This window comes from Streptococcus sp. HMSC034E03, assembly GCF_001811505.1.
Classification (GTDB): domain Bacteria; phylum Bacillota; class Bacilli; order Lactobacillales; family Streptococcaceae; genus Streptococcus.
This window is the reverse complement of sequence record NZ_KV804990.1, coordinates 1-26,110: the sequence shown is the minus strand read 5'-3', so window position 1 is coordinate 26,110 and position 26,110 is coordinate 1. Positions and strand designations below refer to the sequence as shown.

Here is a 26,110-nt window from a genome sequence, read left to right as displayed (position 1 = left end):
TCTAGAAATATTTTTAGCAGTTGTAGTGTACTGTTCTAGATTCAATATACTATAATATGGATTGATTATAAAAAAATTATATGAACCAACTTGCTGGAAGATTAAAAAACAGCCTTATCAAAGACTGTTTTAATACATTAAACGGAATGATGTTTCTTTTCAAGCATTAAATCCTGCAATGAAATAATTGTTACAGCTAATAAAATCATAGCCATTCCAATAAAATCTATCGGATAGAAAATATCTCCCATAATCATGAAGGCAAAAAATACTGCCGAGATAGGCTCAATCGAAGCCAAAAGGCTAGACTTGACTGGTCCTATCATACTGGCTCCCTTGAGGAAGGCTGTATAGGCAAAGACTGTTCCAATCAGAATGATGCCGGCAAAAGCTAGAAAGATATCAAAAGATATGGGAATACTGGCCCCGATAAGCCCCGTAAAAGGTACTGCTAGTATACCTGAAATGGTCATTCCAACACCAATAACCAATATGCTCCCCCATTTTTGAATCAATTTTATAGGTAAAATGATATAAAGAGCATAGGTCAGGGCCGAGAACAAACCCCAAAATAGACCAGCTAGAGTCATCGAGAGTTGATCCAATTGCCCATGGGTTGCAATGAGAAAGGTCCCACCTATAGCTAAAAACATAGAGATGATTTCTGAAAGCGTCGGAGCCACCTTATCCTTGATACAAGTGTAAGCAAGGATTCCAACTGGACAGACATACTGGAGAACTGTCGCTGTCCCAGCATTTGTCTCCTGAATAGCTGATAGATAAGCTAATTGATTTAGAAAAAGACCAAATAAAGAAAATAACAAGAGAGAAAACAGACTTGATTTATCCTTCAGAAAGGCCATAAATTTATCCCTCGATTTAGTATAGGCCAGAAGAACCAAGAGTAATCCAGCGATTATCAAACGGATATTGGTCAGAACGAGGGCTGAAATCCCGTGAACCATCAAGTACTGACCACTGGTTCCCGATAAGCCCCAGGCAATACCTGCAATGACTGTATAAAGAGTTCCTTTTAAAGCTTTTGACATACTTCCTCCCTAGTCTGCCTCTCGAATCAAGTCCATGACCTGATTACGATCCAAAATCCATTGAGCACGCTCATCTTTTTCATAAGTTCGGTTAGATAGAAAAATTGCCGCCTCTTGCTTCTTACGATTCCACATGATAAAGGTCCCAGTATAGCCTGTATGGTCCAGCCAATCACCTTCAAGATTCCAGGCCAATGAGCGTTCTTTATCACTCAGATCCGAAAAATTCTGACTCAATCCTTCAGCAAAATCATCCTGCAAATAATGCTCTAAGAAGATTTTTAAATCATGAACTGTTGAAAACAAGCCTGCACTACCTGCGTGTTTCCCAAGCAAACGAGCCTTGGGATCATGGACCACTCCTGCTTTCTGTCCACGGACCGTTGGAACAGCACGGCTAACTGGACCAAACTGAGTTTCCTTCATTCCCCAAGGATCCAAAACTTGCTCTTGTAAAATCTGATCCAAGTCCTTTTCAAAATAGTTTTCCAAGAGAAAACCTAGCAAGAGAAAATGCACATCCGAGTAGAGAAAGGCTCTCTTCTCTCGGCGATTCAAATGATACATGGCATTCCTCAACTGGTCTTCTGAGAGCTGATCCCTATTTGGGATAAAAGGATCCAAATCCGTCGCATGCGTTAGGAGTTGACGAACAGTGATGTCTGGATAATCTACTTCTGGAAGATAGTCTCTTATGGAGTTATCAAGCTCAATCTTACCTTCCTTCCACAAGAAAGATAAGACTGTTCCTACTCCAACAACCTTGCTGACACTTGCCAAATCATAGACCAAGCCCTCACGAGTCTGCTCACCAATTTCTGGATTTGCTTCTCCTAGATACCAGTCAGACCAAACGCCATCCTGATAATATGCAAAAGAGGCACCAGGATAAATCCCTGCCTCAATTTGTTGCTTTATTTTTTGAATGATTTTTTGTTTCATACTGCTTCAAACCACAATTCAATATTGTTGGTATCCTTAGTTAGGAAAAACTTCTCCGATTTTGGAATAAAGTAACCAGCTTCTTTAAAACGCTGACGCAATACAGCAAGATCCAGATTCTCTACTTGAAATTTCAACATGGACAAGTCCCAAGTTATATTATTTTCAACCAGTAAATCGCTCCCTTGAGCTTGATTAAAAGCTAGTCGGTTTTCGATTTCTTCTTTTTCAAGTAGGCTAGCTGTCTTTTCTGGCAAGTTGATTTCCACCGAGATTTCAAAGGCTGTCAAATATCTCAGTTTCTCATCTATTGAAAAAGTGACTTCTTCCTCAACTTTTTTCAAATCTTTGATATTATCTTCAGCATGAATAAGAATACAATCCCCTTCTGGAGAAAGAAGCTCAAAAGCATATCCCTTAGCTCCCTTATAGAGGCGAGGATGTTTTTCCATTCTAGCTAGTAAGGCTTCAATTTCAGATGCATTTTCTACCTTTACAAGTAGCCTAGCTAATTTTTTAATCCCTTCAACCTTACGGCTTCTCATACTTGGTGATTCTTCAAAAACTAACTTTTCAATACCTGATTGATCTCCTAGGGATAAGAAGGCTGACTCTTCAAGCAAGGGTTTCATCCCCAAAGTCTCAATATAAAATGATTCATTTAAATTTCTATTATTTACCTTTAGCGTCGGGATCATACGCTTTATTTGATTTACAATCATAAATTCCTCCAACACTTTTTATTTTAAAGGATTTTATCTTTTTTTACAAGTTATTCAATAAAAAACTTTAACTATATTAACTCCTTAAATAAATCACCCCCTTCTGCTAGTAGAAGGGGGACTGGTTTGTTTTTACTAAAATACCTTATTTAGTCTTTCCAAGCTAGTTCTGCTTGGAGACCATAATGATCGCTCACCTGTGGACTGTTTTTACCATCAAAGACGACGTGAAGGTTTTCTACCTGCATATCCTTTGTCGTAAAGACATAATCAATTCGAAGTGGTTCGCTGTTCCCCTTCCAACCATCAATTTCAGGCGGAACGGTAAAGCTTCCACTTCTTTCTTTTGCAACTTCATATGCATCTTGTAAGACTAGTGGACTAGCTAGAATGGCTTGATAACCTTCCTGACCAGCAGGATTATTGAAATCACCTGCTAGTAAGAGTGGCTTGTTCAATTCTTCCAGAACCGCTTCAAAGCGCGCCCATTCCTCTTGGAATCCTTTATCCCACCAAGAGAGATGGACACTGGCAACTGCAAGCTCTTTACCTTCAACTACTGTTTCTGCTAAAGCAACTCGACGAGTGTGATAGTCTGTCGGATCATCCACATCTGAAACTAAAATTTCTCTGGCTTCAATAGGTGTTTTAGACAAGATAGCTACACCTTCATGATAGCGATCATAACCGATATGGTTGTAGGCCCAAGTCCAATAATAATTTTGACCATGCTCAGCCAACTTCTCTACCAAAAGTCGCACATAGTGGTCTTTATGAATCGGCTCAGCCGATGGTAATGGCTGATAAAGTGGGCCTGTTTCTACTTGCGCTGAAGTGATTTCTTGGTTGATTTCCTGAAAACAAATCAAATCATAACTGTTTTTAAGTATATCTTGAAGTAAAAGTTGAAACTTTTGTTCAGGATCTTTTTCCATCCAACTATGGGTATTGAGTGTTAAAAACTTCATGCTTTTCTCCTATAAACAAGAGGTTGGAAACAGCTTCCAACCTCCTAAATATTACAATTCTACTTTTGCAACTACTGTTTTAGCAGCAAGAGAACCTGTTTTTTCTAATTTAACTGATTTGATCGCATCTCCATTTGTGAAGACAACTACTGTTGAAGTTTCACGTCCTGCTGCACGGATAGCATCCAAGTCAGCTGTGACAAGGAGATCACCTGCTGCAACTTTTTGTCCTTCAACAACATGAACTGTAAATGGTTTACCTTCAAGACTTACTGTGTCCAAACCAATGTGAACCAATACTTCAAGACCTGCTTCAGTCACAAGACCAAGAGCATGTTTTGTTGGGAAGATGCTTGATACAGTACCTGAAACTGGAGATACAATGTTTCCATTTGCTGGTTCTACTGCAAATCCATCACCCATCATTTTTTGAGCAAATACTGGATCTTTTACTTGTTCCAAGGCAACCACTTGACCGTCTGCTACTGAGTAAACTTCCTCAGTAAGACCTTTGAAGTGAACAGTGTTTTGTTGTGCTTCAGTCATTTGGCTTGGAAGAGTTTCAGGAATTACTTCACCTGAGTCAAGAATGTCTTGAATATCTGATTTCAAAACATCAGCTTTAGGTCCATAGATAGCTTGGACACCTTGCCCTTTCATGACAAGTCCCATAGCTCCTTCAGCTTTCCATTGTTCTTCTGTTCCGACTTTTTCAGCGTCTTTTACAGTAACACGAAGACGAGTCATACATGCGTCAACGTCAACGATGTTAGCACGTCCACCAAGAAGGTTGATGATGTTAACAGCTTGAGAAGCTTCTGCAACTTTTGACTCACCAGAAGCAGCAGATTCTGATGAACCTTCAGCAGTTTCGTAGTTTCCGTTACGTCCTGGAGTAGCATAGTTGAATTTTTGAATCATGAAGTTGGCGATAAAGTACATGATAACTGCAAATAGTGCTGTTACCCAGATAAAGTTAATGATATCCATACCAAGACCAGCATTGATAGCTAGTGGAGTACGAGTCAAGAATTCAATTGAACCGAATGAGTGCACACGAAGGTGAACAATATCAGCCATAGCAAAGGCAGCACCTTGAACAACAGCGTAGACAAGGTAAAGAGGTGTTGCAACGAACATGAACATATATTCAATTGGCTCAGTAACACCTGTCAAGAAAGTTGCAAGAGCTGTCGCAATCATCATACCTTTGTATTGGTGTTTCTTGTCTGCTTCAACATTACGGTAAATAGCAGCAGCCACACCCATCAAAATACCGAATGAACCAATCATTTGTCCAACTTTGAAACGAGCTGGATGAACTGTATCTAGCAATGTTTGGTATTGACTAGCATCAGTACCTTTAAGGTTTACAAGGTCTGTTACCCATGCAAGCCAAAGTGGATCTTGTCCAAATACTTGAGTGCCTTTTGCTGCACCAGTTAAAATATCGTAAGTACCACCAAGAGCTGTATAGTTCATTGGGATAGTCAACATGTGGTGAAGACCAAATGGCAAGAGCAAGCGTTCCAAAGTACCATATAAGAATGGTGCAAGTACTGGTGCTGTTTCTTGTGAATTGGCAATCCAGATACCGAAGTTGTTGATACCTGTCTGAATCAGTGGCCAGAAAGCTGAAAGAAGAATTGCAGCGATTGCTGAGCGAAGAATAACTACAAATGGTACAAAACGTTTCCCGTTAAAGAATGAAAGTGCATCAGGAAGTTTACGGAAGTTGTAGTATTTGTTAAAAGCAGTCGCTCCAACAAAACCTGAGATAATCCCTACAAATACCCCCATGTTAAGCGCTGGTGCCTCAAGTACGCTAATGAAGTAATCAGAAACCTTGATAGATCCACCAAAGATTGTTGAAACCATAGCGTTAGGATCCTTCAACATATCCCCTGATACACCGAAGATTGTACCAGTGATACGGTTAATAAGGATAAATGCAAGACCTGCCGCAAAAGCACCACCAGCACGTTCCTTAGCCCAGCTTCCTCCAATAGCAAGGGCAAACAAAATATGAAGGTTACCGATAACCCCCCAACCAATTTGCTCTAGTACGCCACCAGTAATAACTAGGGGAGCAAGGTTTGGGTCAATCATTGCAAGTGACTTACCGATTGAAATCATCAATCCAGCCGCTGGCATAACAGCGATAACCACCATTAGAGCCTTACCGAATTTCTGCCAAAACTCGAAAGACAAGACATTTTTGAATGTATCTTTCATCATTCAAATCTCCTTTATATTTATTCGGCAAACGTTTTACGAAAACGTTTGCGCATGTTTATGTTTTAATTTTACCACTTTTTATTTTTTTGTAAAGGCTTTTATAAAAAAAATTTGACTTTTTCTTTCGCTTCACTTTCTGGTAGGCTATCTCTTACTGACCATTTTTGAGTTTACTGCCATTTTTTGTTATAATATTAGCTATGAAATCCTATAATACCTTGAATGATTATTATCGAAATTTATTCGGAGAAAAAACTTTTAAAGTTCCTATTGATGCTGGATTTGATTGTCCAAACCGAGATGGGACTGTGGCACATGGAGGCTGTACTTTTTGCACAGTTTCTGGTTCTGGAGATGCAATCGTTGCACCTGATGCTCCTATCCGTGAGCAATTCTATAAAGAAATTGACTTTATGCATCGTAAGTGGCCTGAAGTTAAAAAATATTTGGTTTACTTCCAAAATTTTACCAATACACATGAAAAACTTGAAGTGATTCGAGAACGCTATGAACAAGCTATCAATGAACCAGGTGTAGTTGGCATCAATATTGGAACTCGACCAGATTGCCTTCCTGATGAGACAATTAAATACTTGGCAGAATTATCAGAGCGAATGCATGTTACCGTAGAGTTAGGTTTACAAACTACTTATGAAGAAACTTCAGAATTGATTAACCGCGCCCACTCCTATGAACTCTACGTGGAGACTGTCAAACGACTTCGGAAGTATCCGAAGATTGAGATTGTTGCCCATTTGATCAATGGTTTGCCCGGTGAAACTCATGAAATGATGGTGGAAAACGTTCGGCGTTGTGTAAGGGACAATGATATCCAAGGGATTAAACTTCACCTACTTCACCTCATGACCAATACTCGGATGCAAAGGGATTATCATGAAGGTCGTTTGCAGCTCATGAGTCAGGATGAATATGTCAAGGTTATCTGTGACCAACTAGAAATTATTCCCAAACATATCGTTATCCATCGGATTACAGGTGATGCGCCTAGGGATATGTTGATTGGTCCTATGTGGAGTCTCAACAAATGGGAAGTTCTAAATAGCATTGAAGCTGAAATGAGACGACGTGGTAGCGTCCAAGGATGCAAGGCTGTAAAACAGGAGTTTATGAATGAAAAGACCACTTGAAATAGCGCATGATTTTCTTGCCCAAGTCATCACCCAAGAGGATATTGTTGTTGATGCGACCATGGGAAATGGCCATGATACCCTTTTTCTAGCTAAGTTAGCTAAACAAGTCTATGCTTTCGATATACAGGAACAAGCTATAGAAAAAACAAGCCAACGCCTGCAAGAAGCTGGTTTGACCAATGCAGAATTAATCCTACAAGGTCATGAAACCGTGGATCAGTTTGTAACTAAGGTGAAAGCTGCCATCTTTAATCTTGGTTATCTTCCTTCAGCTGATAAAAGCATTATCACCCAACCTCAAACAACTATTGAAGCACTGGATAAACTTTGCCAAATGCTAGTTAAAGGTGGACGAATAGCCATCATGATTTATTACGGGCATGAAGGCGGAGATATCGAACGGGATGCAGTCATGGATTTTGTCAGCCAGTTGCCACAACAAGAATACACTGCTACAATCTATCGTACCCTCAACCAAATCAACAATCCACCGTTTTTAGTCATGATTGAAAAATTAGAAAGGTATCGACATGGATAAACAATACCTACGAGATAAAATAGAAGCTCTTCGCCACAACTTTGTAGAATCAACCCAACATGAACGGGCAGTTGGTATGTTAGATGAAGCTCATATGAGCAAGAAGATGCTGAAAATCAAGAAAAAAATGATAACACTTGAAATGGAGCGTTGTCAGAAGAAAATCGAGCACAAGGACTGCTCGAAAATTGATCAAAAAATCCAAGAACAAAAGGAACTTTTTGAAGCTTGTCGAAAACAAAAATAAGGAGGTAGAAGATGGATTTACTTTTTTATCTCTTGATATTTTTGCTTGTTCTCATTGTTTCTAGTACGACCAATAAGCTGCTTCCCTTTTTACCCATGCCCCTGATTCAGATTCTTCTGGGAATCGGACTTGGTCTTTGCTTACCCAACAACCAATATCACTTAGATACTGAGTTGTTTCTAGCTTTAGTCATTGGTCCACTACTCTTTCGTGAAGCTCAAGAAGCAGATGTAACCTCTATCCTAAAGCACTGGAGAATCGTTCTCTATCTAATTTTCCCTGTCATCTTTATATCTACTCTAAGTATGGGAGGACTTGCCCATGTTCTTTGGGCGAGCTTACCATTAGCAGCCTGCCTAGCCGTAGGGGCTGCACTTGGTCCTACTGACCTGGTTGCTTTTGCTTCCCTTTCTGAACGATTTACCTTTCCAAAACGAATTTCAAATATCTTAAAAGGGGAAGGACTCCTTAATGATGCTTCTGGGCTAATTGCCTTTCGTGTTGCTCTCATCGCATGGACAACGGGAACCTTTTCAATCGCTCAAGCAGGAATTTCCCTAGCTATTTCCATCATGGGAGGGTTTGCAGTCGGCTTTATAACAGCCTTAATCAATCGTTTCCTCCATACTTTTCTACTCAGTGTTCGAGCTACTGATATAGCCAGTGAACTCTTGCTGGATCTTAGTTTACCACTTCTAACCTTCTTCATAGCTGAAGGAATTCATGTTTCTGGAATTATCGCGGTCGTTGTCGCTGGTATTTTAAAAGCCAGTCGTTTTAAAAAGATAAATCTTCTCGAAGCTCAAGTGGATACAGTGACTGAGACCGTTTGGCACACTGTTACCTTTATGCTCAATGGTTCTGTCTTCGTACTGTTAGGAATGGAACTGGAGATGATTGCTGAGCCGATTCTTAAGAGTGCTTTTTATAACAATGTGCTTCTTCTTGTCACAGTCTTTCTTTTAACCTTCCTACTCTTTGCTATCCGCTTTGTAATGATTTACGGTTTTTACGCGTTTCGGATTAAGAAACTTCAAAAAAGTCTCCACAAGTATGTTAAAGATATGCTTCTCTTGACATTTTCTGGAGTTAAAGGAACAGTGTCTATCGCCACCATCCTCTTGATACCTACTAATCTGGAACAAGAATATCCTCTTCTTCTCTTCCTCGTCGCAGGTGTAACCCTTGTAAGTTTTCTTACTGGATTACTGGTCTTGCCACACCTTTCAGAAGAGCAAGAGCCATCTAAGGATCATCTCATGCACATCGCTATCCTAAATGATGTTGCCATGGAGTTAGAGAGAGATTTGAACCATACTAAAAACAAGGTTCCACTCTATGCTGCGATTGATAACTATCATGGACGGATTGAAAATCTCATCCTCAGCCAAGAAAATAAAGAAATCCAAGAAGACTGGGAAGCTCTTAAACTCTTGATTCTCAGTATCGAGAGCGATGGTTTGGAGCAGGCCTATGAAGAAGGCAAAATCGGCGAAAGAGGATATCGTGTCTACCAACGTTATCTGAAAAGCATGGAGAAAAATATTAAACGAAACTTTGCTTCTCGCCTAACCTACTACTTCCTTGTTTCTATTCGGATTGTACGTTTTCTCCTACACGAGTTGCTCACATTTGGCAAAACCCTCCGTTCCTTGAAGAACAAAGAAACCCAAAGACTTCTGGCCATCGATTATGATCAGATTGCAGAGCTCTATCTAGCCAACACTGAAATCATTATCGAAAGTTTAGAAAACCTCAAAGGGATTTATAAGAGTTCTCTAATTAGCTTTATGCAGGAATCTCGTCTACGTGAAACCAGTCATATTACCAGTGGTGCCTTTGTAGAGCGGGTTATCAATCGTATTAAACCCAACAACATCGATGAAATGTTGAGAGGCTACTATCTAGAACGTAAGTGTATCTTTGAATACGAGAAACAAAAACTCATCTCAGCCCAGTATGCTAAAAAACTACGACAAAATGTAAACAACCTAGAAACTTATTCCCTAAAAGAATCAGCCAACACACTGCCTTATGATATGATGGAATTAGTTCGCAGAAATTAAAGTCTATACAAAACAAGAAAAACTGGAGGTTTGTGAAATGAAAAAGTTGTGGAAACAGCTGAACGATAGACCCTTATTAAAAGCTTTTTTACACTACTATCAAGCCTCTGATAGTGAGTTGACTAGTGTAGCCGTTGCCTACTATTGGTTGATTTCAATCTTCCCTTTACTTATGATAGCCGTCAATATCTTGCCTTATTTTCAAATTCCGATCTCTAATTTTTTACTAACCTTAAAAGAACTTTTACCAGACACGATCTATGATGTAGTAGCAAAGATTGCTCGTGAAGTCCTGACGCAACCGTCTGCTGGACTCTTGAGTTTTGCGGTGATATCAGCCCTCTGGACCTTTTCAAAATCCATGAATTTCCTTCAAAAGGCCTTTAACAAAGCTTATGGAATTGCAAAAAATAGAGGAATTATCTCACACCAACTGATGAGTCTCCTAGTTAGTTTGGGACTTCAAATTCTCTTTGCACTTGCCTTATTTCTAAGTATGTTTGGTCATATGTTATTGGATCTGCTAAAAAACTACTGGAAATCCGAAAGTTCTCTATTTGCATATTTACAGGATCTTACAGGACCGCTGATTTATGTCTTTCTGTTTGCGATCTTGATCATGCTCTATTATTTCCTTCCAAACGTGAAAGTCAGTCGTATTCGTTACGTCCTTCCTGGAAGTCTATTCGTGTTTGTCACTCTCATATCTCTATTAACGATCTTTTCAGCTTATTTCAACAATTATGTTAACTATCTAGTCGACGTTCGATTTTTCAGTTCCATCATCGTTGTTGTCATGATGTTCTGGTTTATTATCATTGCCAAGATATTGATTATCGGTGCAGTGATCAATGCCAGTGTTCAAAGCCTAAAGGATCCAGACTTTAAAGCAAGGCAATAATTTTTTATCGATTAATACTCAATGAAAATCAAAGAGCAAACTAGGAAGCTAGCCGCAGGTTGCTCAAAACACCGTTTTGAGGTTGTGGATAGAACTGACGAAGGCAGCTCAAAATACTATTTTGAGGTTGCAGATGGAACTGACCGTGGTTTGAAGAGATTTTCGAAGAGTATAAACAAATCAATCCCCCAGTCATTTAATACTGGGGGATTTTTGAATTAGTTACTTTATTGTCCATTCGTTAGGGCTTGCAATTCTGTTTTTAGATATTGAGCCAAATGTTGGTGGGCAAAAATATTGGCATTTTTTTCTGCGGTAGGATTGTAGTTAGTGTTGGTATTTACATCATAGACATAAATGTCTCCACTCTCTGATTGAACCCATTCAATCGCCGCAACTTCAATCTGAGCATTCTTAAGGAAGTTTTCATAAGCTTCTCTTCGGTCATCTGGTAGAGGTTCTGTAATCTGGAATTTCTCAGATGTTTCCAGTTGCTCTGGTCTCTTACCGATTTGGCAACCATCTGCTGGGCACAGTTGGAAACCATCTGAAGAATCGATTGAAACAGTATAAAGGAACTTCTGGTTGATAAACTCTGAACGACGGATACGTCCATCACTTGGTTTGATGTAGGCTTGTAACAAGGTGATTCCATCCACTGATGGTTCAAAGAGAGGGCTATTGACATAAGCTTCCAATTCTTCTTCATTTTGGAAGAGTTGAACCCCTAATCCCTTACCTGCTCGATTGTGCTTGGTAATCAAAGGATAGATGTTCAATTTTCTTGCTGCTTCAATGATATGTTCTTGGCCCAAAACTGCAACTGTCGCAGGAGTCTCAATGCCCGACTCATTTAACTTCAAATATTGTTTGACTTTACTGATTTCTAGGTTGATAGCACCAGTTCCATTTACAACCTTGCGTCCATGCGCTTCTAACCAAGTAATGACCTGCTCTGTAAATTCTGGTGCATAGCGATGTCCTCTAGTGTGAGAGGATGCAGACATACGATTGTAAAAGATACCCTGTGGCGGTGGGCTTTGTAGATCCAAAATTCCACTAGACAAATCCCACAGTTCATATGGAACTTCTAACTCTTCCAACCATTTGACCAAATGCTGAGTCCATTCAAGATTCTCATGAATTACATAAACTTTTGCTTCACTCATTACTTATCATCTCCTTAAGAAAAGCTGACTGATAGTTGGCTTTCCTTTTCTTCTAAAATATATCCTTCTGTTTTTTCAATAACGCTGACTGTTAAGATTTGACCCAAAACATTGATCATAGTACGGCCAGCATTGACAAAGAAATCAACTGCAAAGATCAAGGCGACTCCTTCAACTGGTAAGCCCAATTGAGGTGCTGCTGCTAATAGAACCACGATAGCACCTGATGGCACAGTTGCTGCAGTTTTTCCAATCAAGGTCAAAAGCAAAACAGTAAACAAGAGACTTGATAAAGAAAATTGAATGCCGTAGGCATGCGCGATAAAGATTGTCGCAACTGAGAAATAAACTGCTGCCCCTTCTAAGTTAAAAGTATATCCTAAAGGAACAACTAAATCAATCGTATGCTCGTCATGCCCCTGTTTTTTCAAATCTTTAAGAAGGGATGGCAAGACAACACTGGAACTACCCGTAACAAAGGCCAGAGTCAATAGACTCCAATTTTCACGAAAGGCTGACAAATACGGTACTTTAAAGAATAGAGCAATCAAAGGAAAAATAAGGAGAACCAATACAGCATAAGCCGAGTAAGTTCCGATTACAAATTGACCAAGCCCAATCAATTTATCAAGGCCAGTAGTTGCAACATCTTTGGCGATAAAACCAAAAATTCCAATCGGTGATAGTTTGACAATCACTGTAACAATCTTGTAGATGGACTCAATCCAGATTTGGAAACCTTCGATAATCTTCTGAGATTTCTCAGATTTAAGATTCCCAATTCCGTAACCAAGAAAGATAGCAAACACGATAATTGGCAAAAGAGCACCTTCTGAAAGAGACTTGACGATGTTTGATGGAATAAAACCAAGCAAAAATTCGCTGAACTTGACATTGTTGGCAATCCCATCAAGGTTTCCACCAGTTTGACCAATGTTCACACCTTGTCCAAATCCCAAAAAGTAACTAGCAAATACAAACAAAAGAGTAATGGCAGTTGTTACGGCAAAAAAGTAAACCAAACTCTTGGTCAATATTTTTCCAAAAGATTTTTTCCCGATAACACCAGCTACCGCAACAACGATAGTTGGGAAGATTAGCGGAATGATAACCATATTGATCAATTTAATAAAGGCTTGTCCTAAAAATTGATAAAAGCCTGCAAATTGTGGCCAGATGACTGCAGCAATCACCCCCAAGACCAAAGCCACCAATAATTGAATTCCTAGTGAGAGTTTTGACCATAAAGTAACTAATTTCATAAGAAACTCCTTTGTTTTATTTGCTACTCATTCTACTACTATTCTTCACTTCTGACTAATATATATTTTCTATGTTGAACATAAAAAAGATTTATATTGAGAGTTCAAACTATCATCGTACCGAACACATGATTCATTCTGTTCAAGCAGGAATTATAAAATCTGTTTCTTACCAATGATTTTTTGCTAAAACAGTGATAAATCACGGAATTTACTTTTCTATTCTCAAAATTTTATGATACAATAATGGTATGATTTTAATGAAACTTGCTTCCATCTTGCTTTTGGTACTAACCTTAGCTCTGGCGATTATTTTAAGCAGACTCTTTAAGTTAAAGAAAAGGGGCATCAATGCTGCTGATTTAGCTTTTCCTTTTCTAATTTTTGAATATTATTTGATTACGGCTAAGATGTTTACACACAATCAACTTCCTGTATTGGGAACAGCCTTATCAATACTAGCAATTGTGTTAGTCTTTTTCTTCTTAAATAAAAGACGTAGCTTTTATTATCCAAAATTTATTAAATTCTTTTGGCGAGCTGGATTTTTACTAACACTGCTCATCTATATCATCATGATTGTTCAAATTTTCGTGATGAAATAGTCAACTATTACAATATAGCCCACCAGCACCTCGATCTTGGCCACTAAATGTTCCATCTGAGGCACTTTTCTGATAAAATTATAAAAAAGTTAAAATAGGAGATAAATCAAGTGAAAAAAACGCTCTTGGCAAGTGCCATTACGCTTTCAGTATTTGGTCTAACAAGCAACCTTAGCTATGCTGAGGAAAACCAAGCACAGTCTACCCCAGTAGAAACAACACACAGTGAAACCTCTACTGACAAAGTGGAGAAAAACAGTCTCCCGGCCAAGGAAACTGAACCTTCAACTGAGGCAAATGCCAATCAAACAACAAATCCAGCTAAGAAAGAAGAAGACAAGGCTCCTGAAGTCCAAAAAGATGGTTGGGTATTCGAGGAAAATATCTGGCGCTTCTATGAAAACAATGCCCCTGTTCTAAACTGGAAAAAAATCCACGGGAAATGGTACTACTTCAACAAAGATGGAATCATGTTGAGCGATACTATTTTTGACGGATATATCCTGACTAGTAGCGGGGCTATGGTCGATTCTGGTTGGAGTAAACTCCAAGATAAATGGTATTACGCTAACGCTTATGGAAAAATTTCTCAACAAAAATGGGAAAAGATTGGTGGTGTCTGGTACTATTTTGACCAAGACGGTGTCATGCTCAGCAACACAATTTTTGACGGCTATCTATTAACGAATAGCGGCGCCATGGCTGAGAGTGCTTGGGTAAAACAAGATGGACAATGGTACTATGCACTTGCTTCTGGTAAAGTCATCAAAAACAAGTGGGAAAAAATTGGTGGTTCTTGGTACTACTTTGACAAAGATGGTATCATGCTAAGTAAGACAATTTTTAACGGATACCTTCTCTCCAATAGTGGAGCTATGGCTGAAAGGTCCTGGGTTTATTTAGAAGGAAAATGGTACTTCGCCCAAACATCTGGTCGTCCAACTCAAGAGAAATGGGAAAAAGTCGGTAGCGCATGGTACTATTTTAACAAAGAAGGTATTATGGCCAATAACCAATGGATAGGTAGCTACTATCTAAAAGCTAGCGGAGCTATGGCCGAAAAAGAATGGATTTTCGATAAAAACTATAATAGCTGGTTCTACTTAAAATCTGGTGGTGCATATGCAGCGCGTGAATGGATCGGCTCTTACTACCTCAAGTCAGGTGGTTACATGGCTAAGAGCGAATGGATTGACGACAGCTACTACAATGCCCGTTACTATGTGGATGAAAATGGTGTCTATGTCACGGGAACTCGAAAAATCGATGGAACAGCACATCAGTTCCAAAGTAATGGAAAATGGATTGGTGAAGTACCTATAAGTCGTGGATTTGAAAAAGGGAAATACACGAAAACTGTTTTCTTAGATCCAGGACATGGTGGAAAAGATCCTGGTGCTGTTTATTATAACACTCAGGAAAAAGACCTAACCATGCAAATTTATCAAAAACTACGTAAGGAACTCCAGGGTCTTGGTTATACCGTTCTTTCTTCGAGAGATAGTGATGTCTATGTCGACTTTGTCACTGAACGTTCAAAAATGGTTAACAAAACGGACTCAGACATGTTCATCAGTATTCACTTCAATGCAAGCGGGAATCCTGCTTCAGGGAGATCTGGTATTCAAACTTACTCTTACGAAGAAGACAGTGGCTATCGTGCTAAGATCAATCCATACTGGCATAACCACCCTGACCGTATCAGTGAAAGCAATCGCCTGGCTGCCGATATCCACTCTTCACTACTAGCTGAAACTGGTGCTAAGGATGCAGGACTCCTACAAAGTAGTTTTGCTGTCCTTCGAGAAACTGATAAACCAGCTGTTCTATTGGAATTGGGCTATATTGATAATTTCAATGAGAATCAACAAGTCCGCAGTGACGCCTACCAAAACAGATTGGTTGCAGGTATCGTTAAGGGAATTCAAAAATATTACGCAGGTCAATAAAGAAAAAGTCTCGAGAAAATCTCGAGATTTTTTGTATTATTCTTCTTACTTGTTGGCTTCAGGAAAGAGAAAACCAATCCCCACACAGGCCAGAACTCCAGCACCGATAACCAAACCGCTTGAAAGTGGCACGATATAGTCTTGTTCTTATTTCAATTGACTATAATATTTTTGCCCCCCTTTTGCTTACTACTAAAGTTTGATATACTCCCCTTATAGTGGACAGTGAAAAAACAAAATTTCACTAGAAACTACAGGGGGAGTTTTCGTATGTCAAAAAGAGGTCCGAAATCAGTGGAGGAGAAGTTAGAAGTTGTTCATCTTTACCTTAAACAAGGGAAGTCAATATCTATTTTGACCAAAGCATTTGGAGTAAATGGTGACACAATCAGAAATTGGATTCGTAAGTATCAAACAGAGGGTGTCGAAGGGCTCAAGGAGCGTCATAGCTGGAAGAAATATAGTTCAGAGTTAAAAGAAAAGACTGTAACAGATTATCTTGCAGGTAGAGGTAGTTTATCTAGGATCAAATTTTCATTCATTTTGCTTTATCCCTTAAAGGTTACGATGGTTGCTCCAGATCCGCCTGCATTTTGTGGTGCATAGCCAAAGCTCTTGACCTGTTTATTTCTTTGTAGGTACTTAGTCACCCCTTCACGGATGACTCCTGTACCGATACCATGGATGATGTCAACTTGGGCCATATTGTTGAGCAGGGCTTGGTCGATAAAGGCATCCAAGGCTTCCATAGCCTCCTCGTAGCGTTTGCCACGAAGGTCTAGTCGAGCTTGTGGACCTTTTCCTGCTGCACGTTTAACGACGTTAACTTGTTTCTTCTTGACTGGCGCTTCTTTCTGGGCTTGAACCAAGTCAAACTCTTTTTCTTCAAGCGTCATCTTAATCAAGCCAACCTGTGCTTCCCAACGTCCATCCTTGAGTTGATTGGTCAAGGTACCACGTTGACCATAGCTTAAAACGATAATATCATCTCCAACTTTTGGAGCTCGTTTTTTCTTGGCCTTCTGAAGAACCTTGTTTTTAGAAAGGTCAACTTTTTCAGGGGCTAATTTTTTGAGCTTAGCTTTGGCTTCGATAATTTCATGTGGCTTCAGTTGGGATTTACTGTGAAGATTTTTAAGTATATCATCACTCTCAGATAGTGCTAAGTCAACAATCTCAGCAGCTTGTTCTCGCGCCTTATTGAGTTCAGTTTCCTTTTCACGGTTGAGCTCGTTATAAAGTTTTTTAAGGGCACGGTTCATCTTGAGGTTTTCTTGCTCGACTTGGCGAATATTTTCAAGACGTTTTCGACTTTCAAGTGTCTGCTCTTCCAATTGCTCAATGATACGATTAACATCGTTGTCTTGGTCAATTTGCTTACTAGCGTCACCTACGATGACATCTGACAAGCCTAGACGTTTAGCAATCTCAAAGGCATTACTTCGACCAGGAACTCCCTGCATGAAACGATAAGTTGGGCGCAAGCTAGCTGTATCAAACTCCATGCTTGCATTTTGAACATAGGCAGTTTCAATACCATAGGCTTTAAGTTCAGGATAGTGAGTGGTTGCCATAGTCTTGACCTGACGCAAACGCAAGTCTTCTAAGATAGACATGGCAAGGGCTGCACCTTCTTGGGGATCTGTACCAGCACCAAGCTCATCTAATAGCAAGAGCGAGTTTTGGTTGACCTTACCCAGAATATCAACGATGTTGGTCATATGACTAGAGAAGGTTGAGAGACTTTGTTCGATGGACTGTTCGTCTCCGATATCTGCGAAAATCTCCTCGAAAATCCCTACACGACTGCCCTTATCGGCTAGAATTGGCAGTCCAGACTGGGCCATCAATTGCGTCAAACCTAAGGTCTTTAGCATGATAGTCTTACCACCCGTATTTGGACCAGTGATGACGATAGCTGTTAATTCTTTGCCGAAGTGCACATCATTTGCGACTGCATTTTTTACAAGAGGATGACGAACGTGCAGCAGTTGAATCTCCTGTCCCTCAGACACTTGAGGTACTACTGCCTCCGTCTCTTGGATAAAGCGAACCTTAGCACGAATCAGGTCCAAATGTCCGATAATCCAAGCATCATTTGCAATTTCTGCCGCGTGCGGTCTTACTCTTTCAGAGAGTTCTTGGAGGATACGCATCATCTCATAGCGTTCGTCTGCACGAAGACTTGCAATCTCCTCACTTAGCTTGACCACTTCACGTGGTTCGATATAAACAGTGTTCCCACTGGCAGAAATATCATGAACGACACCGGCAATCTTGTTACGATAGGTATTTTTAACTGGAAGAACCTGGCGACCATTTCGACTAGTGATGATACCTTCCGTCAACATCTGGGCCTTTTGTTTGAGAAGATCTTGCAAGACATCTCTGACTTGACTTTCACTATCATGGATTTTACGGCGGATTCGTGCCAAGTCCTCACTAGCAAAGTTCTCAATAAATCCAGCTTCGTTGATGGCTTGTAAATTCCCCTGCAAATGTGGAAAATCATGAAGTTTCTCAAACCAACTTGCCAGGTGGTCTAAACGTACATTTTCAAGATTGTCATAAAAATTCTGCAATTCACGACTGGCAAAGATGACACGTTTGAGAAGGAGAAATTCCTCGATGTTGAGATCTGCTCCCATTTCTAAACGTTTGCAGGTTGCAGCAATGTCTTTTGTTCCCGAGATACTGAGGTGAGGATGCTCAACAAAGAGCTCTTGCATTTCTTCCATCTCTGCAAAAGCTTGCTTAATCTTATCCCCTTTATCTGTCGGAACTAGATCCTTTAATTGTTCTAATCCTTGTTCCGTCAAAAGATGGGGCTCAAATAAAGCCTTGACCTTATTAAATTCTAATGTTTCTAGTATTTTTTTATTCATTTTCTTTTCCTTAGTTATAAGCCTAAAAACCCTGTATTCAAGTTCTCAAGCTTTCTTAAAAGTCTCCTTAACTTTTGGAATTGTAAACAAAAGGCTAGGAATAATTCCCGCCCTTTTTATCCGATTAGTTTGGTTACCCAGAGTTGTTTAATCAAGTCAGTAGTCACTGGAATACTTTGAATCATATGTTTGGCTACTAGACTATTTTCAAGTGAATTTTGAACGATTGCTAGGGGCACAGTCGCAAGGATGGTCAGCATCATTTGAAGGACAAATAAGGTCACTCCGACTGATAAGACTCCTGCACCGATGCGAAAATATTTGCCACCTAACTTTTTGGTTGGTACTAGGTTAAAAAAGAGTCCAATCAAACGACCGATGCAGTAAAATACGGTAAAGGCTAAGAGATAGCCAATACCTGCGTAAAAGACCTTGTCCAATTGGAAGAGCTGGTCAGATGGGAAGAAAAAGGTACCCTGCCCTTCCTGGGGATTGGCATACGGAATCAACAAATGAAATTTTTCTCCCAATGACTGATAAAAATTCCCCGCAAAATAAGCTGAGACGATTGTAGCTAGGAGATAATAGACTTGTAGGACCAAGCCTCTGCGATAGCCGATATAAAAACTCCAAGCCAGAACCAATAAAAGAAAGATGGAAATCATAGTGAGTCCTCAATCTTGCTATGCTCTTGTTTAGTCGCTACAACTTGATGACGAAGGGCGTCTAATTCTTGCTCCTTATCATCAAATTCAATCTCACGGCTGAGTTGGGTTGACAAGCTATTGACTGCTAATAAAATAGCGATTGTCTCATCATCCGCTCCAGGCATTTGCTCTTTAATTGCTTCATATTTTTCAGTTGCAACCTTGGCAATTTCCTCCATAAAGAGGTTGTCATGCTCAGTTGTTAGGGTCAATGTTTTTTTTCCGAATGTAAACTTGTATCGATTTAAATTTGCCATAAAATTCACCTCACGATATTATACCAAATTTCACTTAGTTTGTCAGTTTTTACCAATTCTACGGCTTTTATGGTACAATAAGAGTTATGGCAAGTATTACATTAACTCCGAGCGAAAAGGAAATCCAAGCCTTTGTTCAGAAATATGAACAAGCACTGACTCCTAGTAAAAATCCTTATATTCGCTATTTTTTGAAGCTTCCGCAGACAAGTGTTTCCATCTACACATCAGGAAAAGTGCTCTTGCAAGGAGAAGCTGCTGAACGTTACGCCAGCTTTTTTGGTTATCAGGTCAGCCCAGTAACTAGTGGACAAAACTTTCCGATGATTGGAACTGACGAAGTAGGAAATGGTTCCTACTTTGGTGGTCTAGCTGTAGTAGCATCCTTTGTGACTCCTGACCAGCATGACTTTCTGCGAAAACTAGGTGTTGGGGATTCTAAGACTCTGACAGACCAAAAGATTCGTCAGCTTGCCCCTCTCCTTAAAGAGAGAATCCAGCACCAAGCGCTTCTTCTTTCTCCAAGTAAGTATAATGAAGTCATCGGTGAGCGCTACAATGCCGTTTCCGTAAAAGTAGCTCTGCACAATCAAGCGATTTTTCTCCTCCTCCAAAAGGGAGTCCAGCCAGAAAAGATTGTGATCGATGCTTTTACTAGTGCTCAAAACTATGAGAAGTACTTAAAAAATGAAGCCAATCATTTTTCTAATCCAGTCAGTCTGGAGGAAAAAGCCGAAGGTAAGTACTTGGCTGTCGCAGTAAGTTCTATCATTGCGCGTGATCTCTTTCTAGAAAATCTCGAAAATCTGGGGAGAGAACTTGGTTATCAACTTCCAAGCGGAGCTGGAACAGCTTCTGATAAGGTAGCTAGCCAAATCCTTCGTGCTTATGGTAGGCAGGGACTCAACTTCTGCGCCAAACTACACTTTAAAAATACTGAAAAAGCAAAAAAACTGCTAGAAAGGTAAATTATGAAATATTTTAAATCGTTTTTAAAAGAGTGGAGTTTTATCCTCATTATCACTCTTATCGCCCTTAGTCGTCTCTTTCTCTGGAGAAATGTCAGTGTAGAAGGACATTCCATGGATCCTACCCTGGCAGATGGGGAAGTCCTCTTTGTGGTTAAACATCTCCCAATCAATCGTTTTGATATTGTGGTTGCTCATGAAGACGATGGGAACAAGGATATCGTTAAGAGGGTCATCGGTATGCCAGGAGATACTATCCGTTACGAAAGCGACAAGCTCTATATCAATGGTCAAGAAACTGATGAGCCCTATTTAGCAGAATACCTTAAGCGTTTCAAGGAAGATAAGCTCCAAAGCACCTATACTGGAACTGGTTGGGATGGAAAAAAGGGCGAATACTTTAGAACCATTGCCCAAAAGGCTCAGGCCTTTACCCTAGATGTTAATTACAACACTAGCTTCACCTTCACTGTTCCAGAAGGAGAATACCTCCTACTTGGTGATGACCGTCTGGTCTCTAGCGACAGTCGACATGTTGGTACCTTTAAGGCAAAAGATATCACCGGAGAAGCCAAATTCCGCTTCTGGCCACTCAAGCGTATCGGAACATTTTAAAAACTAGGAAGAGGCCGAGAATTTCCCATCTCAGCCTCTTCTCATTCTATTTTGACTAAATCTGGGATAAATTTTCTCAGACACTATTGTAAGGAATTTTATGGAAGTTTATTTTTCAGGCACCATTGAACGCATTATTTTTGAAAATGTCAGCAATTTTTTCCGCATTTTGCTCCTAGATATTGAGGATACCAATGCTGAAGACTTTGATGATTATGAAATCATTGTCACAGGTACCATGGCTGATATCATTGAAGGAGAGGAATACACCTTTTGGGGACAAATTGTCCAACACTCTAAGTATGGGGAACAGCTACAAATGACTCGCTATGAGAGAGCCAAGCCGACTAGTAAGGGCTTGGTCAAGTATTTCTCCAGCAGCCATTTTAAGGGGATTGGACTCAAAACAGCCCAGAAAATTGTGGATATTTACGGAGATAACACTATTGACAAAATATTAGAAAATCCAGACAAACTCCAGTCTATCTCTGGACTCTCTGCTAAAAACCGTGAAGCCTTCGTCTCAACCCTTCGTCTTAATTACGGAACAGAGATGGTCTTAGCCAAACTAGCCAACTACGGTATTCCCAATAAATTAGCCTTTCAGATTCAAGACTTTTACAAAGAAGAAACCCTTGATGTGGTTGAAAATTATCCCTACCAGCTGGTTGAGGATATCAAGGGCTTGGGATTTACCATTGCTGACCAATTAGCGGAAGAACTAGGCATCGAAAGTCAGGCTCCTGAACGTTTCCGCGCCGGTCTAGTTCACAGTCTTTTTCAGGCCTGTATGGAAACAGGGGACACCTATGTTGAAGCACGGGATTTGCTGGAACAAACCCTTACTCTCCTTGAGTCTTCTCGTCCCGTGGAACTGGATCCCAGCCAAGTTGCCCAAGAGCTCTCCTACCTGATTGAAGAAGACAAGGTTCAGCAGATTGATACCAAGATTTTTGACAACAGCCTCTTCTTCGCTGAGGAAGGCATCCGCAGTCACTTGGTTCGTATCCTTGAAAAAGGAAAACAGAAGAGTCATGATTTAGAAACCATTCAAAAACATATCGCTACTGTCGAAGAAGATCTGGAGATTGAGTATGATAACATTCAAAAACAGGCTATCTATGATGCTATCCAGAACAAGGTCTTTATCCTGACAGGTGGACCTGGTACTGGTAAGACAACTGTTATCAATGGTATCATCGCTGTTTATGCCCTTTTGGAAGGACTTGACCTCAGGAAAAAAAGCAACCTGCCGATTCTTCTTGCTGCTCCAACTGGCCGAGCCGCTAGGCGCATGAATGAATTGACTGCCTTGCCTAGCGCGACCATACACCGCCATTTGGGAATGACAGGGGACGATGATACCAGTCATCTGGAAGATTATCTGGATGCCGACTTTATTATCGTGGATGAATTTTCTATGGTGGATACTTGGCTGGCCAACCAACTCTTCTCCAACATCTCTTCTAACAGCAAGATCCTCATCGTGGGTGACAGCGACCAGTTGCCGTCTGTCAGTCCTGGACAGGTTCTAGCGGATCTGCTTCATATTCCCTTGATTCCTCAGACTCGCTTGGAAAAAATTTATCGACAAAGCGAAGAATCAACCATCGTCACTCTAGCTAGTCAGATTCGACAGGGCATCTTGCCAGCTGACTTTACCCAGAAAAAAGCAGACCGTTCCTACTTTGAAATTGCTAGCGGCCATATTCCAGCTACGATTGAAAAAATCTTAGACGCTGCCCTAAGAAGTGGTATCCCTGCCCGTGATATCCAAGTTCTGGCTCCCATGTATCGAGGAACTGCAGGGATTGACGCTATCAATCAGCTCATGCAAGACCTGCTCAATCCACCACAAAAAGACCAACTCAGTTTTGAAGCTCCCCAGTGTCACTATCGTAAGGGAGACAAGGTCATTCACCTGGTCAACGATGCTGAAATCAATGTCTTTAATGGGGATTTAGGAGCTATCACAGACCTGATTCCTGGTAAATACACCGAGTCGAAACAAGACGAGATTGTCATTGATTTGATGGCAACGAAGTCTCTTACCCACGTAACGAATGGTACAAGATTCGCCTAGCCTATGCCATGAGTATCCATAAGTCTCAGGGAAGTGAGTTTCCTGTTGTCATCCTACCTATCACCAGTGCTAGTAAGCGTATGCTGGAGCGCAATCTCATCTATACAGCCATTACACGCGCCAAAAGCAAGCTTATCTTACTAGGCGAATTACAGGCCTTCGACTATGCCACCCAGCATATCGGAACTGCCCGAAAAACCTATCTGATTGAACGCTTCAGTGATTTATTGGAGAATGTTGAAGAAAAGCAACAAGCGGTCTCTGAAACAGTCACATCAAGTACCTCTGAACAATCCTACATCTTAACCGAAGAAAACTGGGACAGCATCCCCGCCATGATTGGGATTACAGACGCAGACCTCAAAGAGATTTTTGGAAAATAGTGCATAAGAAAACCCACCAATTCAGGTGGGATTTTTGTTTATTAATACTCAATGAAAATCAAAGAGCAAACTAGGAAGCTAGCCGCAGGTTGCTCAAAACACCGTTTTGAGGTTGTGGATAGAACTGACGAAGGCAGCTCAAAATACTATTTTGAGGTTGCAGATGGAACTGAACGTGGTTTGAAGAGATTTTCGAAGAGTATAAGATTATTTAACTGTTGCTGTGCTTGTAATCAATTCAACAGCTTTTTTGATTGTGATGTCGTGTTTCAACATATCAGCTGAAAGCAAGCTTTGTACTTGTGCAACTTCCATGTTGTAGTCTGTAGCCAATTGCTCGATTTCTTTTTGGATTTCTTCTTCTGAAGCGTCGAATCCTTCAGCTTTGGCAACTGCTTCGATAACAAGGTTAGTCTTAGTACGTGACTCAGCTTCTCCCTCGTATTGTTTGTGAAGATCTTCTTGAGTAGTTCCAGTGATTTGGAAGTACATGTCAGGGTTGATACCTTGACGTTGCAAGTTTCCAAGGAATTCATTTACTGAGCGGTGAACTTCTTCGTGGATCATTTCTTCTGGAAGTTCTACGATTTCAGCGTTTTCTACAGCTTTATCAATTGCTGCACCTTCAACTGCATCCTTGTATGCTTCTTCTTTAGCAGCAGCCAATTCGTTGCGGTATTTTTCTTTCAATTCAGCAAGTGTTTCAACTTCTTCGTCGATATCTTTTGCAAGCTCATCGTCAAGAGCTGGAACTTCTTTAGCTTTTACTTCGTGGATAGTTGTCACGAATTTAGCTTCTTTACCAGCAAGGTCTTCAGCTTGATAGTCTTCTGGGAATGTTACGATAACGTCAACAGTTTCACCAGCTGAGTGACCTACCAATTGATCTTCAAAACCAGGGATGAATTGACCTGAACCAAGTCCAAGTGAGAAGTTTTCACCTTTTCCGCCATCAAATTCAACACCGTCAATAGAACCAACAAAGTCGATGACAACAGTGTCGCCGTTTTCAGCAGCAGCTTCTTTGATAACCAATTCAGCCAAGTTGTTGCGTTCGCGTTCAATACGCTCTTCAACATCAGCATCAGTTACTTCTTTTTCTACATCAACTGATACTTCAAGGTTTTTGTATTCACCCAATTTTACTTCAGGTTTTGTAACAACTTCAGCAGCGATAACCCAATCTTGACCTTTTTCCATTGAAGTCACGTCAATTTTTGGTTGTGCAACTACTTCAAGACCAGCTTCTTTAACAGCTGCTTCATAAGCGTTTGGCAAAAGAGCATTCATAACGTCTTGGTAAAGTGACTCTTCACCAAATTTTTGGTCGAAGATAGGACGTGGAAGGTGACCTTTACGGAAACCTGGAACATTAAGAGATTTCTTTACTGAGTTGAAGACACGGTCCAATTCTGGTTTGATTTGGTCTTGAGAGATAGTGAAAGTCAAGACACCACGGTTTGTTTCTTTGTTTTCAAATGATACAGACATTCTGTCATTTCTCCTTAAAATTTTTTTAAATACAGTCTATTATAACATTTTCCATTGATAAAAGCTAGACTAATGCAGATAAATCTGGCTAAAACACATTTTGGGTAATTTGGCTAATTTCTCTAGAAGTTAGTTTGCAAATTTAGACATAAAAATTTAAGTTTGATTCATTTTGAGTATTACACCTACTATATATAGTAGATTGAAATAAGGTATGAACAAAGAGATTAGGAAAGTCAAAGTAATTTCTAGAAATGTTTTAGAATCTGTATCGTACTATTCTAGGTTCAATCCATTATATAAAAAGAAGACAAACATTCTTAAAATGTTTGCCCTCTTAATGCTATAGACTCTATCATCTAGTCCAAAGTAATTTCAATAAGATTAAATATTTATTCTAATCTTCTTTTTTCTTTTGGGCTAAACCTAATAGCGTTGTTGCCATTCCAATGATTCCAAGTCCAGTCATAACCGTATTTGAATCTGTACCAGTATTTGGCAATTCGCGAACTACTTTTTCAGGATTCAAAGGTTTTGGTTCTGGATTTGGAGTGCCAGGTGTCTCTGGTCTTGGCTCTGGAGTTGGGACATTAGGAGTTTTTGGTACGATTGGAACGTAGATGATTGGGGTGTCTTCACCTGGATTTGTTGGAAGATTTGGAAGTTCCTTACCTGGTTCTACTGGTTGACCTGGTTTGCTTGGATCTTTTGGATCTGGCAAGTATGGTCTGTAGCCTGGTACGTCTGGAACAACTGGTTTACCTGGTTTACCTGGATCTGTTGGATCATTTGGATATTTCACATCTGGTGTTGATGGGAATTTAGGATCATCAGATTTTGGAACCAAGCTTCCAAGTGATTTATAGGTAACAATCTCTACTACTTCAGGATTTTCTGGAGTAACTGTCTTACCA

General features: G+C 40.1%; 21 protein-coding genes and 2 pseudogenes. 11 read left to right on the top strand and 12 right to left on the bottom strand.

All coding sequences use genetic code 11. From position 1 onward, the window contains the following. Positions 1-137 precede the first annotated feature (137 nt). The 5 genes from HMPREF2805_RS06220 to HMPREF2805_RS06200 form a co-directional block, all read right to left on the bottom strand. On the bottom strand, positions 138-1,049 hold the full coding sequence (locus tag HMPREF2805_RS06220; RefSeq protein ID WP_075231839.1) for a DMT family transporter: 912 nt from the start codon (positions 1,047-1,049) through the stop codon (positions 138-140). 9 nt (positions 1,050-1,058) lie between these two features. Then, on the bottom strand, positions 1,059-1,991 hold the full coding sequence (locus tag HMPREF2805_RS06215) for a serine hydrolase domain-containing protein (protein WP_075231838.1): 933 nt from the start codon (positions 1,989-1,991) through the stop codon (positions 1,059-1,061). Then, positions 1,988-2,713 carry a CppA N-terminal domain-containing protein gene (locus tag HMPREF2805_RS06210; protein WP_075231837.1) on the bottom strand — a complete coding sequence of 242 codons (726 nt, stop codon included), beginning with the start codon at positions 2,711-2,713 and terminating at the stop codon, positions 1,988-1,990. Before HMPREF2805_RS06210 ends, HMPREF2805_RS06215 begins: the two co-directional genes overlap by 4 nt. A gap of 149 nt (positions 2,714-2,862) precedes the next feature. Next, the gene (locus HMPREF2805_RS06205) at positions 2,863-3,681 is read right to left on the bottom strand and encodes an endonuclease/exonuclease/phosphatase family protein (protein ID WP_075231836.1); all 819 of its coding nucleotides are present in this window, start codon (positions 3,679-3,681) and stop codon (positions 2,863-2,865) included. Between the two features lie 51 nt (positions 3,682-3,732). Then, entirely contained in the window at positions 3,733-5,919 is a 2,187-nt protein-coding gene (locus tag HMPREF2805_RS06200; protein WP_148131619.1) for a PTS transporter subunit IIBC, read from the bottom strand. A gap of 200 nt (positions 5,920-6,119) precedes the next feature. Here HMPREF2805_RS06200 and HMPREF2805_RS06195 point away from each other — a divergent pair, with 200 nt between their 5' ends. From HMPREF2805_RS06195 to HMPREF2805_RS06175, 5 genes are read left to right on the top strand one after another with little or no spacing between them, the layout of a single operon-like run. After that, positions 6,120-7,067 carry a tRNA modification radical SAM protein MnmL/YtqA gene (locus HMPREF2805_RS06195; RefSeq protein ID WP_075231835.1) on the top strand — a complete coding sequence of 316 codons (948 nt, stop codon included), beginning with the start codon at positions 6,120-6,122 and terminating at the stop codon, positions 7,065-7,067. Next, the gene (locus tag HMPREF2805_RS06190) at positions 7,051-7,608 is read left to right on the top strand and encodes a tRNA 5-(aminomethyl)-2-thiouridylate-methyltransferase MnmM (RefSeq protein WP_075231834.1); all 558 of its coding nucleotides are present in this window, start codon (positions 7,051-7,053) and stop codon (positions 7,606-7,608) included. Before HMPREF2805_RS06195 ends, HMPREF2805_RS06190 begins: the two co-directional genes overlap by 17 nt. Further along, the gene (locus HMPREF2805_RS06185; RefSeq protein WP_075231833.1) at positions 7,601-7,855 is read left to right on the top strand and encodes a hypothetical protein; all 255 of its coding nucleotides are present in this window, start codon (positions 7,601-7,603) and stop codon (positions 7,853-7,855) included. Before HMPREF2805_RS06190 ends, HMPREF2805_RS06185 begins: the two co-directional genes overlap by 8 nt. A gap of 11 nt (positions 7,856-7,866) precedes the next feature. Continuing rightward, a complete protein-coding gene (locus tag HMPREF2805_RS06180) occupies positions 7,867-9,921 on the top strand; it encodes a cation:proton antiporter (RefSeq protein WP_075231832.1) in 2,055 nt (684 codons plus the stop codon). A gap of 37 nt (positions 9,922-9,958) precedes the next feature. Beyond that, positions 9,959-10,822: a YihY/virulence factor BrkB family protein gene (locus HMPREF2805_RS06175; protein ID WP_075231831.1), complete on the top strand. Its 864-nt coding sequence runs from the start codon at positions 9,959-9,961 to the stop codon at positions 10,820-10,822. Between the two features lie 227 nt (positions 10,823-11,049). Here the strand turns inward: HMPREF2805_RS06175 and HMPREF2805_RS06170 are convergent, their stop codons facing one another. Together HMPREF2805_RS06170 and HMPREF2805_RS06165 are read right to left on the bottom strand one after the other, a co-directional pair. Further along, entirely contained in the window at positions 11,050-11,991 is a 942-nt protein-coding gene (locus tag HMPREF2805_RS06170) for an ATP-grasp domain-containing protein (protein ID WP_075231830.1), read from the bottom strand. Positions 11,992-12,005: 14 nt separating this feature from the next. Beyond that, positions 12,006-13,253 carry a dicarboxylate/amino acid:cation symporter gene (locus tag HMPREF2805_RS06165; protein ID WP_075231829.1) on the bottom strand — a complete coding sequence of 416 codons (1,248 nt, stop codon included), beginning with the start codon at positions 13,251-13,253 and terminating at the stop codon, positions 12,006-12,008. A 251-nt stretch (positions 13,254-13,504) separates the two neighbouring features. On the opposite strand from HMPREF2805_RS06165, the gene HMPREF2805_RS06160 reads away from it, so the two are divergent. The 3 genes and pseudogenes from HMPREF2805_RS06160 to HMPREF2805_RS06150 all read left to right on the top strand — a co-directional run. After that, positions 13,505-13,858 (top strand): DUF3397 domain-containing protein, encoded by a 354-nt coding sequence (locus HMPREF2805_RS06160; protein WP_083301295.1) that lies wholly within the window; start codon positions 13,505-13,507, stop codon positions 13,856-13,858. Between the two features lie 110 nt (positions 13,859-13,968). Beyond that, positions 13,969-15,807: an N-acetylmuramoyl-L-alanine amidase gene (locus HMPREF2805_RS06155; RefSeq protein ID WP_075231827.1), complete on the top strand. Its 1,839-nt coding sequence runs from the start codon at positions 13,969-13,971 to the stop codon at positions 15,805-15,807. A gap of 270 nt (positions 15,808-16,077) precedes the next feature. Then, a pseudogene (locus tag HMPREF2805_RS06150) lies at positions 16,078-16,326 on the top strand (transposase); the annotation flags it as partial. 29 nt (positions 16,327-16,355) lie between these two features. Here HMPREF2805_RS06150 and HMPREF2805_RS06145 read toward each other — a convergent pair. From HMPREF2805_RS06145 to zapA, 3 genes are all read right to left on the bottom strand, one after another. Continuing rightward, positions 16,356-18,692 (bottom strand): endonuclease MutS2, encoded by a 2,337-nt coding sequence (locus tag HMPREF2805_RS06145; protein ID WP_075231825.1) that lies wholly within the window; start codon positions 18,690-18,692, stop codon positions 16,356-16,358. A gap of 116 nt (positions 18,693-18,808) precedes the next feature. Continuing rightward, entirely contained in the window at positions 18,809-19,357 is a 549-nt protein-coding gene (locus HMPREF2805_RS06140; RefSeq protein ID WP_075231824.1) for a CvpA family protein, read from the bottom strand. Continuing rightward, positions 19,354-19,656 (bottom strand): cell division protein ZapA, encoded by a 303-nt coding sequence (gene zapA / locus HMPREF2805_RS06135; RefSeq protein ID WP_075229941.1) that lies wholly within the window; start codon positions 19,654-19,656, stop codon positions 19,354-19,356. The genes HMPREF2805_RS06140 and zapA overlap by 4 nt, the downstream gene beginning before the upstream one ends. Before the next feature lie 86 nt (positions 19,657-19,742). Here zapA and rnhC point away from each other — a divergent pair, with 86 nt between their 5' ends. The 3 genes and pseudogenes from rnhC (at position 19,743) to HMPREF2805_RS06120 (ending at position 23,705) form a co-directional block, all read left to right on the top strand. Continuing rightward, complete coding sequence (gene rnhC / locus HMPREF2805_RS06130; protein ID WP_075231823.1) at positions 19,743-20,624, top strand: ribonuclease HIII; 882 nt, start codon at positions 19,743-19,745, stop codon at positions 20,622-20,624. Positions 20,625-20,627: 3 nt separating this feature from the next. Next, complete coding sequence (gene lepB, locus HMPREF2805_RS06125; protein ID WP_075231822.1) at positions 20,628-21,239, top strand: signal peptidase I; 612 nt, start codon at positions 20,628-20,630, stop codon at positions 21,237-21,239. Positions 21,240-21,339: 100 nt separating this feature from the next. Next, positions 21,340-23,705 (top strand): annotated as a pseudogene (locus HMPREF2805_RS06120) (ATP-dependent RecD-like DNA helicase). Positions 23,706-23,912: 207 nt separating this feature from the next. Here the strand turns inward: HMPREF2805_RS06120 and tig are convergent. Both tig and HMPREF2805_RS06110 read right to left on the bottom strand, forming a co-directional pair. After that, the gene (gene tig / locus HMPREF2805_RS06115; RefSeq protein WP_075231821.1) at positions 23,913-25,196 is read right to left on the bottom strand and encodes a trigger factor; all 1,284 of its coding nucleotides are present in this window, start codon (positions 25,194-25,196) and stop codon (positions 23,913-23,915) included. Positions 25,197-25,593: 397 nt separating this feature from the next. Then, positions 25,594-26,110 (bottom strand): LPXTG cell wall anchor domain-containing protein (locus tag HMPREF2805_RS06110; protein ID WP_148131618.1); only part of this gene is annotated, 517 nt, incomplete at its 5' end.

Bases quoted from the DNA above. Each gene is read 5' to 3' on its own strand.
- HMPREF2805_RS06160 (WP_083301295.1), top strand. From the start codon at position 13,505: ATGATTTTAATGAAACTTGCTTCCATCTTGCTTTTGGTACTAACCTTA.
- HMPREF2805_RS06195 (WP_075231835.1), top strand. From the start codon at position 6,120: ATGAAATCCTATAATACCTTGAATGATTATTATCGAAATTTATTCGGA.
- HMPREF2805_RS06175 (WP_075231831.1), top strand. From the start codon at position 9,959: ATGAAAAAGTTGTGGAAACAGCTGAACGATAGACCCTTATTAAAAGCT.
- zapA (WP_075229941.1), bottom strand. From the start codon at position 19,656: ATGGCAAATTTAAATCGATACAAGTTTACATTCGGAAAAAAAACATTG.
- HMPREF2805_RS06170 (WP_075231830.1), bottom strand. From the start codon at position 11,991: ATGAGTGAAGCAAAAGTTTATGTAATTCATGAGAATCTTGAATGGACT.
- HMPREF2805_RS06210 (WP_075231837.1), bottom strand. From the start codon at position 2,713: ATGATTGTAAATCAAATAAAGCGTATGATCCCGACGCTAAAGGTAAAT.
- lepB (WP_075231822.1), top strand. From the start codon at position 20,628: ATGAAATATTTTAAATCGTTTTTAAAAGAGTGGAGTTTTATCCTCATT.
- HMPREF2805_RS06165 (WP_075231829.1), bottom strand. From the start codon at position 13,253: ATGAAATTAGTTACTTTATGGTCAAAACTCTCACTAGGAATTCAATTA.
- HMPREF2805_RS06215 (WP_075231838.1), bottom strand. From the start codon at position 1,991: ATGAAACAAAAAATCATTCAAAAAATAAAGCAACAAATTGAGGCAGGG.
- HMPREF2805_RS06185 (WP_075231833.1), top strand. From the start codon at position 7,601: ATGGATAAACAATACCTACGAGATAAAATAGAAGCTCTTCGCCACAAC.
- HMPREF2805_RS06140 (WP_075231824.1), bottom strand. From the start codon at position 19,357: ATGATTTCCATCTTTCTTTTATTGGTTCTGGCTTGGAGTTTTTATATC.
- HMPREF2805_RS06190 (WP_075231834.1), top strand. From the start codon at position 7,051: ATGAAAAGACCACTTGAAATAGCGCATGATTTTCTTGCCCAAGTCATC.
- rnhC (WP_075231823.1), top strand. From the start codon at position 19,743: ATGGCAAGTATTACATTAACTCCGAGCGAAAAGGAAATCCAAGCCTTT.
- HMPREF2805_RS06145 (WP_075231825.1), bottom strand. From the start codon at position 18,692: ATGAATAAAAAAATACTAGAAACATTAGAATTTAATAAGGTCAAGGCT.
- HMPREF2805_RS06180 (WP_075231832.1), top strand. From the start codon at position 7,867: ATGGATTTACTTTTTTATCTCTTGATATTTTTGCTTGTTCTCATTGTT.
- HMPREF2805_RS06200 (WP_148131619.1), bottom strand. From the start codon at position 5,919: ATGATGAAAGATACATTCAAAAATGTCTTGTCTTTCGAGTTTTGGCAG.
- HMPREF2805_RS06220 (WP_075231839.1), bottom strand. From the start codon at position 1,049: ATGTCAAAAGCTTTAAAAGGAACTCTTTATACAGTCATTGCAGGTATT.
- HMPREF2805_RS06205 (WP_075231836.1), bottom strand. From the start codon at position 3,681: ATGAAGTTTTTAACACTCAATACCCATAGTTGGATGGAAAAAGATCCT.
- tig (WP_075231821.1), bottom strand. From the start codon at position 25,196: ATGTCTGTATCATTTGAAAACAAAGAAACAAACCGTGGTGTCTTGACT.